Origin of the sequence: Rheinheimera pleomorphica (assembly GCF_011634895.1) — a bacterium.
Classification (GTDB): Bacteria; Pseudomonadota; Gammaproteobacteria; order Enterobacterales; family Alteromonadaceae; genus Alishewanella; species Alishewanella pleomorphica.
Map to the genome: position 1 here is coordinate 35,048 of NZ_SIRR01000005.1, position 14,360 is coordinate 49,407.

Below are 14,360 nucleotides of genomic sequence, written 5' to 3' on the forward strand. Positions count from 1 at the left end.
TAATCCCGGAATGTATAAGCAAACAGTCTTAATGGGATATTGTATACAGTATTCTTTACGTTTAAATTACAAAAGCCGGCGATGGCGAGAACAACAACAATTTAATGCACAGGAACCAGACATGAGAACACAACAACAATCACTAAAAATCAAAACAGCATTAAGCGCATTGGCACTGGCTATTGGCGCATACAGTTCTGCTGCTTTGGCAAATGATAAACCTGCACCGCAGGCACAAAACTCATACGCGGTAAATCAAAACACAGGTACAGTAAAAGCGCCCGTTGAGCCAATACCCGACGCTTTGCAGCTCAAACATCAACAGGAGCAGGAATTTTACGAGTCTCATACTGCAATGCAGCTGAACCGTTCAGGACAGGCGATGATAAATGCGGTGGACTGCGACACTGTCTATAGCGGCTATGGCAACAAGACCGGTCAAGCATTAGTCGATCATATACTCGCTAACCCATCATCTTGTATCGACGCCCTGTATAACGGCGATTCAACCGCAATAGCAGCATTTCAGGCGGATAAAATGTATAGCGTAGCAAATGCTACGGCAGCTTTAGCAAGCAGCTACAACCCTAGCACTGCTACCGAAGAAACAATCGGTAAGCTTTACTACTTTTTACGAACAGGGTATTACGTACAATATTACAATCCCAGTGCCATCCCAGCTTATCCATCATGGGTGAAAACAGCTGTACGTTCAGCGTTGGATAATTTGTTTGCCAACCCTCAGTTTTATAGCAGCTCAGATCTACATGGCAGAAACATCCAGGATGCGCTAACGCTCATCGACAGCGCTGGCGAAAATACCCGCTATTTATATGTCGTTAAACAGTGGCTAAGCCGTTGGAACAGCAACACAGCAGCAAGTTGGAATATGCGCTCAGCAGTGAACTCCATTTTCACAGTATTGTTCCGTGGCCACTACGACGATACTTTCGTCCAGGCTGCAACTAATGATAGCCAGCTTATACAACAACTGGGCAGCTTTGCCACGTCCGACTGGATGCTTAATTCAGACTCTGCCTTTATGCAGGAAAATGCTGCGGCCGAACTAAGCCGCTTTCTGCAGTATAGCAATACAGCAACTTCTGCAACGGTTGATAGTGAAGTCGGCAAGATTTTAAGCCGCTACGATATGAACGGCACTGGTGCTAACGTATGGATAAAAGCCGCAGCGACTGTTGATTACTATGGTCGCTGCGCAGCTTTTAATATTTGTGGTTTTGCCGAGCAATTGGAACAACAGGTGTTAAATACGAGCCATTCGTGTAATGACTCATTGAAATTCCGTGTTCAGGATATGACCAATAGCCAATTTAGCCAATCTTGCAACACCTTAGTAGCACAGGAAAGTTTTTTCCATCAGTTCCTTGTAACAAATAACCAACCGGTGGCAGATGACTTTAATACCAACCTGGAAATGGCGGTATTTGATAGCAGCGATGATTATGGCCTGTATGCAGGACTATTTTTCGGTATAGATACCAATAACGGCGGTATGTATCTTGAGGGGAATCCGGCACAGGCAGGAAACCAGGCACGTTTTATCGCCTATGAAGCTGAATGGCTAAGACCGGATTTTACTATTTGGAACCTGACACACGAAATGGTGCACTATTTAGACGGCCGTTTTAATTTAAAAGGTGATTTTGCCGATGCCAGAACTGGCACACACAAAACCGTATGGTGGATTGAAGGTTTAGCAGAATACGTCTCTAAGAAAAATCGTAACGATTATGCTGTAAGCCTGGCCAGCTCACGTAAATTCACCCTTAGCGAAATTATGTCTAACACTTATAACAGCGGTACTGAGCGGATATATCACTGGGGTTACTTAGCCGTTCGTTTTATGTTTGAACGCCAACCTGCCAAATTAAATGAATTGCTGGCGCATTTCAGAACCGGTAACTATGACAGCTATTTAGCGGCGATAAACGCTATAGGCACCAGCTACGATAATGAATGGTCAGCCTGGTTAGGCAGTGTAACAAGTAATGACACGACCCCTGATGTGACCTTAACTAATCCAACGGATCCAACAGACCCGCCAGGAACAAATGAACTCATCTCCGGCCAGAGCAAAACGGGCTTATCTGCTGCGCGCAGCGAATGGTTGCATTACTATATTGATGTACCTGCCGGCCAAACTAAGCTGACCATTATCCAGGCAGACGGCAGCGGTGATGCTGATCTTTATGTTAAACGAGGTCAGGAACCTGCTTTACGTAACTATGATTGCCGGCCTTATAGAAACGGCAATAACGAAAGCTGCGAGTTCACTTCACCTGCTGCCGGGCGTTGGTATGTTTCAAGTCATGCCTATAGCACTTTTAGCGGCGTATCACTAACGGCAACCCTGGAAGGCGGCTCGACCCAACCTAATGCTTGTGCAACGCAAGCGCCGGTAAACTATATTCAACTTGCGCCTGACAACCAATACTGTGTTGCAGCAGCGAACAATGGCGATTATACGTATTTCTATCTATACAACACCGTTGCCAATGCGCGTTATACCTTTAACCTTTATGGTAATGGCGAAGGCAATGCAGATTTATACTTCAGTAATGCAAGCTGGCCAACGTCTGATGACAATCAGCAACGGTCAGTAAGCGCAGGAAGTAATGAATCTATTACCACTCAAGCCTTACCTGTTGGCTGGTCGTATATTAGTATCCACGCTAATAGCCAACGTCCTGAGACCACGCTCACTGTTACGATGAACTAGACAGCAGCAGAACAAGGGCTTCGCAACTGAGTCCTTGTTCTGCTATTTGAGCAAAATATTGACGATTTCTCTCGCTGCACCCGTAATATGGTTATGCAACAACTGACAAGCTTCTTTCACCTGCTTTTTGCGGCAAAAATTTAGCAGTGCAGAATGCTCAGGATCAGCTTTATTGATCCCCCCCGCCAATAACAGGTGAACTCTGATATATCTATCTGAATTAACAATTAAATTTTGAACTATTTCAAAGGTTAACGGCCGATCTGCAGCTTTATATAAACTTAAATGAAAGCGCGTATTTAACTCGCTCCAGGAGCTCTTAGTTCCCACATCATGAAAAGCCGAAGCCATCTGCTGCAGTAATTGCTCACTTTGCGCCAGTTCAGCCTCAGTCAGCTTTGGGATCGCAAGCCGTAATAGCTCGCACTCGAGTAAGGCACGCAGTTCAAATAACTCGGTTACCTGCTCAGCCGATAACTTGGTTGCGGTGGCACCTTTATGCGCTTCAAACTCAACCAGACCTTCGGCTTCCAGTTGCAGCAGCGCCTCACGCACCGGAATACGGCTAACCTTTAACTCGTCTGCCAGCGCCGCCTGGCGTAATGGCTCACCGGCTTTAATGGCACCGGTAAGAATTTTTTCCCGGATCGCCTCAACTACTACCTGGGTACGGGTTTTATATTCAACAACCATCAGTCAGCCTGCTTTTACCTAAACATGGTATGCAGTATATCAAATACATTTATTGCTGCAGCAATAACTTAGCCTGGCGTTAAAAACATCACTTGCTGAGACTGGTAACATTGGATATTGTATACAAAAAGGAGATTGCCGATGCGTTTAACTAAATTACGCCAGCTGATGGCCCAGCTGGACTATCAGGCCCTGCTGCTGACAGAACCACTCAATATCCGCTACCTGTGTGGCTTTAGCGGTAGCTCGGCCAGTTTGTTGCTCACCGCCGAGCGGCAATTTTTAATCACCGATTATCGCTACACTGAGCAAGCCGAAACCGAGTGCGCCGGCTTTGACATTATCTGCCGCGATCGCTCAGCGCAAAGTTTGGGGCAATGCATCGCCGCCTTGTTGCGGCCCTTGCCGGTTAACCGCTTACAGTTGGAATATGGCCATCTTAGCGTCGAGCTATTTTCGCAGTTGCAGCATGATTTGCCGCTAACACTAAGCCCCTCAACCAATCTGATCGAGCAATTGCGCGCCTGCAAAGATCCACACGAGCTTAAATGCCTGCGCCAGGCGGCCACTATTGCCGACAGCGCTTTGGTCTGGTTACTGCCGCAACTGCGGCTGGGCATGACGGAGCGCGAAGCGGCCGATTTATTGCAGCAGAAAATCTATGCACTGGGCGCGGATGAGCTAGCTTTCCCAACCATTTTACTGTCCGGTGAGCGCAGTGCCCTGCCCCATGGTAAGCCGGGCCAGCGCCGTTTTCAGCACGGCGATTTTATCCTGCTTGATTTTGGTGCCCGCGTCGAAGGCTACCGCTCGGATATGACCCGCACTGTGGTACTGGGTCAGGCCAGTGCTGAACAGCAGCAGTTTTATCAAACCGTTTTTAACGCCCAGCAGGCGGCGTTGGCGGCGGTAAAACCCGGTATCAGCGGCCATCAGTTAAATCACATCGCACAGCAGGTACTTAACGCCTCGCCGTATGCCGTTTATGCCGGTGAAGGTTTAGGCCATGGTGTCGGCTTAGCGCTGCACGAATACCCGCTAATGCGCCGCGGCTGCCAGGTCGCATTGCAAGCCGATATGGTGGTTACCATTGAACCCGGCCTGTATAAACCGGGCTTTGGCGGTGTGCGCATCGAAGATGATATTGTTATCACCCGGCACGGTTATCAGCTTTTGACGTTAAGCCCAAAGCAGCTGCAACAGCTACCCGTCTGACACAAATTGACTATACAACCAGCGCAATTATTAACCACAAAAGCAGCGCGACACAGCCAGCGGCGTGCAAATATATTTTTCACGCCAAAAGCAACAATCATTAAAAGCCATTTAAAATCATACAATTAATAATCTCCCATTTAAAAATAAAAACCAAACTTTTACTTGCAGTTTAACGCGCCAGCGATTAAGTTGTATAACATCTTAGTTAGCAAGAATTGCCCAATGAACAACGTCACTGTACTGCATCATCATAGCGACTAGCCGTCCGGATATTTCGGAGGGCTATTTTCTGGCGCTCCGGTGGTACAGCAACAAAAACCCCGAGCCCAGGCCCGGGGTTTTTGTTTATTCGTATTACACATTTTACTTATCGTCACGGAGACCAGTATGAGTCCGGCAACAGAATCAAAACGTTTACGCATCGCCATGCAGAAATCTGGCCGTTTATCGGTCGACTCCCAAGCCCTGCTGACCAGCTGCGGCTTAAAAATTAACCTGCGCGAGCAGCGACTAATTGCCCATGTCGAGAATATGGATATCGATATCCTGCGCGTACGGGATGACGATATTCCGGGTTTGGTGATGGATGGCGTTTGTGATTTAGGTATTGTCGGCGAAAACGTGCTGGAAGAAGAGTCATTGCAGCGCAAATTAGATAACGACAGCTTTGATTACACTGTACTAAAGCGGCTGGATTTTGGCGGTTGCCGTTTATCCATTGCCGTGCCGCAGGAAGAAAACTACCAGGGCGCTGCCTCATTAGACGGCAAAACCATCGCCACCACTTACCCGCGTTTGCTCGGCCGTTATTTAAAACAGCAAGGCGTAAATGCCCGCATTGTGAATTTAAAAGGCTCGGTTGAAGTCGCGCCGCGCGCCGGTTTAGCCGATGCTATCTGTGATCTGGTGTCTACTGGTGCTACGCTCGAAGCCAATGGTTTAAAAGAAGTGGAAGTGATTTACCGCAGCAAAGCGGTACTTATTCAGCGCAAAGGCTTAAGCGATGAGCGTCAGCTAAAACTTATCAATAAGCTGATGCCGCGCATTAACGGCGTGATGCAAGCCAATGAAAGCAAATACATTATGCTGCACGCCCCACGCGCCTGCCTGGATGAAGTGATTGCGCTGCTGCCGGGTGCAGAAAACCCCACCATGCTGCCACTGGCCGGTAATGATGCCATGGTTGCTATTCATGTGGTGAGCAGTGAAACGCTGTTTTGGGAAACCATGGAGCAGTTAAAAGCGCTGGGCGCCAGCTCCATCTTAGTGCTGCCAATTGAAAAAATGATGGAGTAAACATGAGCCGCGTTATTGATTGGGCTTCATTATCCGAAAGCGGGCAACAGGCGGCTCTGGCAAGGCCTGCGCTGGCGGATTCAGCATCGTTAAGTGCGCAGGTGGCAGAGATTATCCGCAATGTTCGTGCGAACGGCGATGCGGCGCTAGGTGCCTATAGCCAACAGTTTGATGGCCTTGATAGTAACCCGTTAGCGTTAAATGCCAAAGAGAAACAAGCGCAGCTGGCAAAACTGTTACCCGGGCGTAGAGCGGCTATTGAGCTGGCATACGATAATATTCGTAAATTTCACGCGGCTCAGCTGCCGCGTGATATCGAAGTAGAAACCAGTGCCGGTGTTGTGTGCCAGCTAAAAAGCCGCGCCATAGCAGCGGTCGGTTTGTATATCCCCGGCGGCAGTGCGCCACTGCCTTCAACCGTATTGATGCTGGGTATACCGGCGCAACTGGCTGGCTGTAGCCGTATTGTGCTGGTAACACCACCGGGTAAGCCGGCAGCGGGCGATATCGCGCCGGAGATTCTGTATGCGGCGGAGCTGTGTGGTATCAGCGAGATTTACACCATCGGCGGCGCCCAGGCCATTGCTGCACTGGCTTATGGCACCCAAAGCATCGCCAAAGTGGATAAAATCTTCGGCCCGGGTAATCGTTATGTTACTGAAGCCAAGCAGCAAGTCAGCCAGGATGCCAAAGGCGCTCAAATAGATATGCCAGCCGGCCCGTCGGAAGTACTGGTACTGGCCGATAGCAGCGCTAACCCAGCCTTTGTTGCTGCCGACTTGTTATCGCAAGCCGAGCATGGCCCGGACTCACAGGTGATCTTAGTCAGTGACAGCAGCAACTTAATAGCTGCCGTGCAGGCAGAAGTCGCCAGCCAGCTATCGCAACTGCCACGCAAAGACATCGCAGAGGCCGCGCTTAGCCACAGCCGCTATATTTTAACCGCCGATTTAGCTCAGGCGGTGGCCGTTACTAATGCTTATGCGCCGGAGCATTTAATTGTGCAAACAGCCTGCGATGATGAGCTGGTAGCGCAATTTAACAGCGCCGCCAGTATTTTTGTTGGTAAATGGACGCCGGAGTCTGCCGGTGACTACGCCAGCGGTACCAACCATGTGCTGCCGACCTACGGTTACAGCAAAACGGTATCCAGCTTATCGCTGGCCGATTTTTACCGCCGCTTCACGGTGCAAAAGCTAAGTGCACAGGGTATGCGTAATATCGGCCCGGCTATTGTTACCCTGGCCCAAGCCGAAAGCCTGGACGCGCACGCCAATGCGGTGCGGCTACGTCTGGCAGAACTCACAACTATTGAAGGTTAAGCACAAAATGGTAAACACTACCCCAACTGGCGTAAACAACCTGGCCAGACAAATTGTCAAAGACCTCGTGCCTTACGCCTCGGCGCGCAGCAGCATGAGTGGCGGTGCAGTCTGGCTTAACGCCAATGAAAATGCCTTAGCGCCCAGCTATCAGCTGGATGGCACTTTTAACCGCTACCCATCCTGTCAGCCAAAAGCGGTGATCGAATCTTATGCCGCCTATGCCGGTGTATCACCTGAGCAGGTACTGGTAAGCCGCGGCGCGGACGAAGGCATTGAGCTTTTGATCAGAAGCTTTTGCGAGCCGAAACAGGACAGCATTACTATTTGCCCGCCAACCTACGGCATGTATGCGATAAGCGCTGAAAGCAACCAAACGGCTGTGAATAAAGTGCTGCTGATTAATAATGAGCAGCTGGATTTAACCGGCATTTTTGCCACCAGCCCCAAGCTGGTGTTTATTTGCAGCCCGAATAACCCGACCGGCGATCTGATCCCGCGTCAGCAAATTATTGCCGTACTTGAGCATTTCGCTGGTAAAGCGCTGGTGGTGGTCGATGAAGCCTATATCGAGTTTGCGCCACAAGCGACACTGGCGAGTGAATTGGCAAACTACCCGCATTTGGTCATTTTACGCACCTTATCTAAAGCCTTTGGCCTGGCCGGCTTGCGCTGCGGCTTTACCTTAGCCGCACCAGAAGTGATAAACGCACTTAAGAAGATGATCGCGCCCTACCCGATCGCCGAGCCGGTAGCGCAAATTGCCGCCCAGGCGTTATCCACAGCCGGTATTGCGCAAATGCAGCAAAGTGTGGCGACGATAAACCAGCTAAGAGACCAGTTTATCGCCTTTGCTAACACACAAAACGGCATAAGCAAGGTGTGGCCAAGTAATGCTAACTATGTGCTGCTGCAGGTGAAAAACGCTGCAGATTGCGTAAACACACTTATTAAAAGCGATATTCTAATTCGCAATCAGTCCAGTCAGCTGGGTTTATCTGAAGTGGTGCGGGTATCCATTGGTAACGCCGATGAAATGCAACGTCTGACACAGGCGATGCAGCAGTATTTTTCTAACACCGATAGCAAAGAGAGAGTAAGCGCATGAGTGGCCAGCCTATTTTATTTATCGACCGCGACGGCACCATGGTAGAAGAGCCGCCGATTGACAAGCAGCTCGATAGCCTGGAAAAGCTGGCTTACGAGCCTGATTTGGTGCCCTCTTTATTAAAATTGCAGGCTGCAGGTTATCGTTTAGTGATGGTGACCAATCAGGATGGCCTGGGTACCGATAGCTTCCCGCGTGATACCTTTGATGCACCGCACGAAAAAATGATGCAGCTGTTAACCTCGCAAGGCATCAAATTTGACGATGTGCTGATTTGCCCGCACTTTGAACGTGATAACTGCAGCTGCCGCAAGCCGAAGCTGGGGTTGGTCAAAGACTACCTGCAGCAGGGCAAAATCGACTTTACCAACTCTTATGTGATCGGCGATCGTATCACCGATGTGCAGCTGGCCGAGAACATGGGTCTGCCGGCGTTTCAGTATAACCGCGACAACTTAGGCTGGGCGCAAATCACCAAGCAGCTGTTAAGCCGTGGCCGTAAAGCGACCGTGCGTCGCACCACGCGGGAAACCGATATTGAAATCAGTGTCGATCTGGATACCAATGGCAATAACAGCTTTAACACCGGCGTCGGCTTTTTCGACCATATGCTGGAGCAAATTGCCACCCACGGCGGCTTTTCTCTGCAGGTAAAGGTGGCAGGTGATTTGCACATCGACGATCACCACAGCGTTGAAGATACTGCACTGGCATTAGGCCAGGCGTTAAAACAAGCGCTGGGCAATAAACGCGGCATTAACCGCTTTGGCTTTGTGCTGCCAATGGATGAATGCCGCGCTGAATGTGTGCTGGATTTATCCGGCCGGCCACTGTTTGTGTTTAACGGTGAGCTGGGTGAAGGCGCCGTGGGCGGTTTAACGCTAGAGATGGTACCGCACTTTTTCCGCTCATTAAGCGATGCCATGCTGATGACGCTGCACCTGAGCATTACAGAAGGCAACAAACACCACAAAGTGGAAGGCCTGTTTAAAGCCTTTGGCCGCGCATTGCGCCAGGCTATCACGGTGTCGGGTGAAGCGCTGCCAAGCTCAAAAGGAGTGCTGTGATGAAGCTGGTGATTGTCGATACCGGCTGCGCCAATATCAGCTCGGTGTACTTTGCTTTTAAACGCCTGGGCGTTGAGGCCAGCATCAGCCGTGATGCCAAAGCCATTAAAGCCGCCGATAAGGTGCTGCTACCCGGCGTTGGCACCGCGCACAACGCCATGGCCAAACTTCAGCAAGCCGAGCTTATCGATACGTTGCAACACCTGCAGCAGCCGCTGCTGGGTATTTGCCTGGGTATGCAAATGCTGACTGCGCACAGCATGGAGGGCGATGTCGCTTGCTTAAACCTTATCCCGTCGGAAGTGCGGCCCATGCAAAGCGCTGGCCTGCGCCTGCCACATATGGGTTGGAATACGCTGCACAGCATCAGTAACCACCCGCTGCTGCGCGGCTTTTCTGTCACAGACTATGTATATTTTGTGCACAGCTTTGCGGTGGCACCCGACGAGTACAGTCTGGCGCAGTGCCATTACGGTACTGATTTTGCTGCGGTCATTGGCAAAGACAATGTCGCCGGCGCCCAGTTTCACCCTGAGCGCTCGGGTAAAACCGGCGCACGGTTATTACAGAATTTTCTGGAGTGGCAGTTATGATTATCCCCGCCATCGACTTAATTGACGGCAATGTAGTGCGGCTTTATCAGGGCCGTTACGACAACACCACCCAATATGACTTCAGCCCGCTTGGCCTGCGTAATCAATACGCCGAGGCTGGTGCTAACTGGCTGCATATTGTCGATCTATCCGGCGCTAAAGATGCCACTAAACGTCAGTTGGCACTTTTAACCGAGCTGATGACCGCTTCACCTTTACATATTCAGGTTGGCGGTGGTGTGCGCAGCGAGCAGGATGTGATTGATTTACTTGATGCCGGTGCCGGCCGTGTCGTTATAGGCAGTTTAGCAATACACCAGAGCGAGCTGGTGCAAGGCTGGGTGCGCAAATATGGCGGCGAGCACATCGTACTGGCGCTGGATGTCGCCATAAATGACAAAGGTGAGAAAACCCTGCCCTCGCATGGCTGGATTGAGCAATCCAATATCACCTTAGAGCAGGTGCTGGACGGTTATATCGCTGCCGGTGCTAAACATGTGCTTTGTACCGACATCAGCAAAGACGGCACCTTAACTGGCTCTAATGTGCAGCTTTACAAAGAGCTGGCCAGCAAGTATCCGCAAATTCAGTGGCAGGCCTCGGGCGGTATTGGCAAGCTGGATGATATCCGCGCCTTAATTGGCAGTGGCGTAGCCGGCGTTATTTTAGGCCGCTCACTGCTGGAAGGTAAATTTACGCTTGAGGAGGCCATTGCATGCTGGCAAAACGGTTAATTCCCTGCCTTGATGTACGCGATGGCAAGGTGGTAAAAGGCGTACAGTTTCGCAACCATGAAATTATCGGCGATATAGTGCCGCTGGCGCAGCGCTACGCCGAGGCCGGCGCCGACGAGCTGGTGTTTTATGATATCACTGCGTCGAGCGATGGCCGGGTGGTCGATAAAAGCTGGGTGCAGCGTATTGCCGAGGTCATAGATATTCCGTTTTGTGTCGCCGGTGGCATCAAAACAGTGGCCGATGCCGGCAAAATTCTGGAAATGGGTGCTGATAAAATTTCGATAAACAGCCCGGCTCTGCTAAGACCTGAGCTGATTAACGAGCTTAACCACAGCTTTGGCCAGCAGTGCGTTGTGATTGGCATCGACAGCTTTTTTGATGTCACTTCCGGCCAGTATCAGGTATACCAGTTTACCGGTGATGAAAGCCGCACCCGAAAAACCCAGTGGCTGACCCGCGACTGGGTCAGCGAGGTGCTAAGCCGGGGTGCCGGCGAAATTGTACTTAACTGTATGAATCAGGATGGGGTGCGTCAGGGCTATGATATTGCCCAGCTAAAAAGCATCCGCGAAGTGTGCAGTGTGCCGCTGATTGCCAGTGGTGGCGCCGGCACTATGCAGCACTTTACTGATGTATTTGAAAAAGCCGATGTTGATGGTGCTTTGGCCGCCAGTGTGTTTCACAAAGGTATTATTGAAATTGCTGAGTTAAAAGCCAAATTGATCGCTGATGGCATCAGTATCCGGCCTTGATAATGACAATGACTAGCTGAGCCAAGGCGTATGTACTTTTTTCGGCGACCGTTGGAGGCCATGGATGGCCGGAGTCGAGCCCCAGGGAAGGTTTATGGCGTGTCGCAGAAAAAATGTACGGAGTCTTGGCGCGTTCGAAGAGCATGCCTCTTGGTTCAGGCTCTGAGACCTGACTACACGCAGAGACGCCGTAGATACTTCCCTGTAGGCTCCTCTGTGGCATCCATGCCACAGACGCTCTGCTTAGCAGTCAGGTCTCGTCGCTTAGCAAATTGGCGCAGCATCAGAAAAAACGAGAACATAAGATGAAAACTGAGAAAATTAACCAACTAAGCTGGCCGGAAAACCAACTGCTGCCAGCGATAGTACAGCATGCCATCTCCGGCAAGGTGCTAATGCAGGGCTATATGAACCCGGCGGCACTTGAGCACACACTGCAAAGCGGCAATGTCACCTTTTACAGCCGCAGCAAACAGCGGCTGTGGACCAAAGGCGAAAGCTCAGGCCATACCCTGCAGCTGGTCAACGTCGACAGCGACTGTGATGCCGACAGTATTTTAGTGCTGGCACTGCCGCAAGGGCCCACCTGCCATGTTGGCACCGAAACCTGCTGGCATGACAACAGCGCCAATAGCCCGCAACTGGCGTTTTTATATGACTTAGAGCAGGTAATTAAATCCCGGGAAGGCGCCGATCCGGCCAGCAGCTACACCGCCAGTTTATTTGCTAAAGGCGTAAAACGCATTGCGCAAAAAGTCGGTGAAGAAGGTGTTGAGTCGGCTTTAGCGGCGATGGCTGGCGATAAAGAAGAGCTAGCCAACGAAGCGGCTGATCTGATCTTCCATTTGCTCGTATTACTACGCAGCCAAAAGCTGGAACTGAACGATGTTATTAAGGTATTACAACAGCGGCATAAGTAAGCAAAACAACTGGCAGCATCACTGTACAGCAGCAGACATAATTCATTCTTGTCAACTGTGGCGGCGCAACATTCTGCTAGCTACACTTATGTCGTCATGACAAACAAATCGCCGCATTTACACCGCGAGGCAAACCTGATCCAAATGCTGGATCCAATGTCCACTGACTGGAATCAGGCATTGCCTGCCCCCAATACAACGGTAACCAGTAAACTGGTTGCTGCGCTGGATTTTTCCCGTTTAAACACCTTGTTTGAAAATTTTCTACAGGTGATGAATGTACCGATTGCACTTATTGATCTTAACGGCAAAGTGCTGGCATCCTCGCGCTGGCAACGGGCTTGTGTTCAGTTTCATCGGCAGACCGGGCCAACTCTGCAGCGCTGCCTGGAAAGTGATCGCGATTTAGCCTTACAACTAGAGCAAGGTAAAAATTACTCGATTTATCGCTGTCGCAACGGTTTAACTGATTGTGCCACACCCATTATTCTCGATGGCGAGCATATCGCCAACCTGTTTATTGGCCAGTTTTTATTGCAGGAGCCCGACCCGGAATATTTCAGCGCCCAAGCCAAAGAAGCGGGTTTTAATAAAGAAGACTATCTGGCCGCCCTGGCTGAAGTTCCCATTGTCGATGAGGCCAAACTGCCCGCCATGCTGAATATGCTTGCGTCCTTAGCGCTGCAAATTACCGAATTAAGCCTTGTTAATAACCGTTATCAACAAAGTTTGTTCCAGACTGAACTTAAAGTACTGCAACGCACCCAGGAGCTGACACTGCAAAACCAGATTTTAAGCCTGATCAGCGAAGGTGCTGAGTTAAAAGCCGTGCTGCATAATCTGGTGACTCAGGTCGAACAGCTGCATCCGGAAACACTGTGTTCCATTTTATTGTTGGATGAAGACGGTAAAACCCTGCGCCACGGCGCGGCGCCGTCACTACCTGATGCTTATAATCAGGCGATTGATGGCGTCGAAATTGGTCACGGTGTCGGCTCTTGCGGTACAGCCGCCTTCAGTGGTGAAACCGTTATCGTTAGCGATATCAGCTCACACCCGTACTGGCAACCTTACCGGGCGTTAGCTGAAATGGCGCAGGTGAATGCCTGCTGGTCGCAACCGGTTAAAAATGCTCAGGGGAAGGTACTTGGCACCTTTGCCATTTATCATAAACAAACCGCTGAGCCATCAGCTGAACTACTGGAAAAGATAAAAACCTATAGCAATCTGGCTGAACTTGCCATCAGCCGCAGTTTAACCAGTGCGCAGATCCGCCGGCTGGCATTTTATGACAGCTTAACCGGCCTGGCGAACCGGCGCTTACTGGAAGAACACCTGCTGCAGGCGATGGCAGCAAGCCAGCGCAGCCAAAAATACTGTGGCCTGATGTTTATCGATTTGGATAACTTTAAACCGGTAAACGATATTTATGGCCATCGCATGGGTGACAACTTGTTAGCAGAAGTCGCGCGCCGCCTGCAAACTGCGGTGCGTCAGGCCGATACCGTCGCCCGATTTGGCGGCGATGAGTTTATTGTATTGCTGCGCGATATTGACACGGATACCCGCCGCAGCCGGCAACATATGCAACTTGTTGCCTGTAAAATAGTACAGGAGCTGTCCAGACCCTACCCGCTTGACGATAACAGTATGCACCAGTGTGCCTGCAGTATTGGCCTGGTGTTATTTAAAGGCGACACCAACTGCGACGAGTTATTGCGCCAGGCCGATACGGCGATGTATCAGGCCAAGCGCGGTGGCCAGAATCAGCCTTGCTGGTATCAAGCTCCTCAATAAACCGCTACAACGCACGCTGTCATCCATTTAGCGCATAAAAATGTAACAGCCTTTGTCTGTCTATTGACAAGCCCCGCCCGGACCATGACTATAGCTGCGGTCTAACGTTTAACACTT

At 50.4% G+C, this 14,360-nt stretch carries 12 protein-coding genes; 11 read left to right on the forward strand and 1 reads right to left on the reverse strand.

Annotated features, from left to right (window positions below):
• Positions 1-10 precede the first annotated feature (10 nt).
• Positions 11-2,740, forward strand: a complete 2,730-nt coding sequence (locus EYB30_RS05060; protein WP_166837807.1) for a M9 family metallopeptidase — start codon at positions 11-13, stop codon at positions 2,738-2,740.
• Positions 2,741-2,782: 42 nt separating this feature from the next.
• On the opposite strand, the gene EYB30_RS05065 is transcribed toward EYB30_RS05060, so the two are convergent.
• The gene (locus EYB30_RS05065; RefSeq protein WP_166837809.1) at positions 2,783-3,433 is read right to left on the reverse strand and encodes a GntR family transcriptional regulator; all 651 of its coding nucleotides are present in this window, start codon (positions 3,431-3,433) and stop codon (positions 2,783-2,785) included.
• A 141-nt stretch (positions 3,434-3,574) separates the two neighbouring features.
• Here EYB30_RS05065 and EYB30_RS05070 point away from each other — a divergent pair, with 141 nt between their 5' ends.
• The 10 genes from EYB30_RS05070 (at position 3,575) to EYB30_RS05115 (ending at position 14,243) form a co-directional block, all read left to right on the forward strand.
• A complete protein-coding gene (locus EYB30_RS05070; RefSeq protein ID WP_166837811.1) occupies positions 3,575-4,648 on the forward strand; it encodes a M24 family metallopeptidase in 1,074 nt (357 codons plus the stop codon).
• 390 nt (positions 4,649-5,038) lie between these two features.
• Complete coding sequence (hisG, locus tag EYB30_RS05075; protein ID WP_166837813.1) at positions 5,039-5,947, forward strand: ATP phosphoribosyltransferase; 909 nt, start codon at positions 5,039-5,041, stop codon at positions 5,945-5,947.
• Between the two features lie 2 nt (positions 5,948-5,949).
• Positions 5,950-7,269 carry a histidinol dehydrogenase gene (hisD, locus tag EYB30_RS05080; RefSeq protein WP_166837815.1) on the forward strand — a complete coding sequence of 440 codons (1,320 nt, stop codon included), beginning with the start codon at positions 5,950-5,952 and terminating at the stop codon, positions 7,267-7,269.
• Positions 7,270-7,276: 7 nt separating this feature from the next.
• Entirely contained in the window at positions 7,277-8,377 is a 1,101-nt protein-coding gene (gene hisC, locus EYB30_RS05085) for a histidinol-phosphate transaminase (protein WP_166837817.1), read from the forward strand.
• The gene (hisB, locus tag EYB30_RS05090) at positions 8,374-9,444 is read left to right on the forward strand and encodes a bifunctional histidinol-phosphatase/imidazoleglycerol-phosphate dehydratase HisB (protein ID WP_166837819.1); all 1,071 of its coding nucleotides are present in this window, start codon (positions 8,374-8,376) and stop codon (positions 9,442-9,444) included. The genes hisC and hisB overlap by 4 nt, the downstream gene beginning before the upstream one ends.
• On the forward strand, positions 9,444-10,037 hold the full coding sequence (gene hisH, locus EYB30_RS05095; RefSeq protein ID WP_174978726.1) for an imidazole glycerol phosphate synthase subunit HisH: 594 nt from the start codon (positions 9,444-9,446) through the stop codon (positions 10,035-10,037). The genes hisB and hisH overlap by 1 nt, the downstream gene beginning before the upstream one ends.
• The gene (gene hisA, locus EYB30_RS05100) at positions 10,034-10,771 is read left to right on the forward strand and encodes a 1-(5-phosphoribosyl)-5-[(5-phosphoribosylamino)methylideneamino]imidazole-4-carboxamide isomerase (RefSeq protein ID WP_166837824.1); all 738 of its coding nucleotides are present in this window, start codon (positions 10,034-10,036) and stop codon (positions 10,769-10,771) included. Before hisH ends, hisA begins: the two co-directional genes overlap by 4 nt.
• Positions 10,753-11,526, forward strand: coding sequence for an imidazole glycerol phosphate synthase subunit HisF (gene hisF / locus EYB30_RS05105; protein WP_166837826.1), 774 nt, complete (start codon positions 10,753-10,755; stop codon positions 11,524-11,526). Before hisA ends, hisF begins: the two co-directional genes overlap by 19 nt.
• 272 nt (positions 11,527-11,798) lie before the next feature.
• Positions 11,799-12,446: a bifunctional phosphoribosyl-AMP cyclohydrolase/phosphoribosyl-ATP diphosphatase HisIE gene (gene hisIE / locus EYB30_RS05110; RefSeq protein ID WP_277816726.1), complete on the forward strand. Its 648-nt coding sequence runs from the start codon at positions 11,799-11,801 to the stop codon at positions 12,444-12,446.
• Positions 12,447-12,542: 96 nt separating this feature from the next.
• On the forward strand, positions 12,543-14,243 hold the full coding sequence (locus EYB30_RS05115; RefSeq protein WP_166837830.1) for a PocR ligand-binding domain-containing protein: 1,701 nt from the start codon (positions 12,543-12,545) through the stop codon (positions 14,241-14,243).
• Positions 14,244-14,360: the final 117 nt, after the last annotated feature.

Excerpts from the sequence above, each read along its gene's own strand:
- hisH (WP_174978726.1), top strand. The coding sequence starts at position 9,444 with ATGAAGCTGGTGATTGTCGATACCGGCTGCGCCAATATCAGCTCGGTG.
- EYB30_RS05070 (WP_166837811.1), top strand. The coding sequence starts at position 3,575 with ATGCGTTTAACTAAATTACGCCAGCTGATGGCCCAGCTGGACTATCAG.
- hisF (WP_166837826.1), top strand. The coding sequence starts at position 10,753 with ATGCTGGCAAAACGGTTAATTCCCTGCCTTGATGTACGCGATGGCAAG.
- hisG (WP_166837813.1), top strand. The coding sequence starts at position 5,039 with ATGAGTCCGGCAACAGAATCAAAACGTTTACGCATCGCCATGCAGAAA.
- hisA (WP_166837824.1), top strand. The coding sequence starts at position 10,034 with ATGATTATCCCCGCCATCGACTTAATTGACGGCAATGTAGTGCGGCTT.
- EYB30_RS05060 (WP_166837807.1), top strand. The coding sequence starts at position 11 with ATGTATAAGCAAACAGTCTTAATGGGATATTGTATACAGTATTCTTTA.
- EYB30_RS05065 (WP_166837809.1), bottom strand. The coding sequence starts at position 3,433 with ATGGTTGTTGAATATAAAACCCGTACCCAGGTAGTAGTTGAGGCGATC.
- EYB30_RS05115 (WP_166837830.1), top strand. The coding sequence starts at position 12,543 with ATGACAAACAAATCGCCGCATTTACACCGCGAGGCAAACCTGATCCAA.
- hisD (WP_166837815.1), top strand. The coding sequence starts at position 5,950 with ATGAGCCGCGTTATTGATTGGGCTTCATTATCCGAAAGCGGGCAACAG.
- hisB (WP_166837819.1), top strand. The coding sequence starts at position 8,374 with ATGAGTGGCCAGCCTATTTTATTTATCGACCGCGACGGCACCATGGTA.
- hisC (WP_166837817.1), top strand. The coding sequence starts at position 7,277 with ATGGTAAACACTACCCCAACTGGCGTAAACAACCTGGCCAGACAAATT.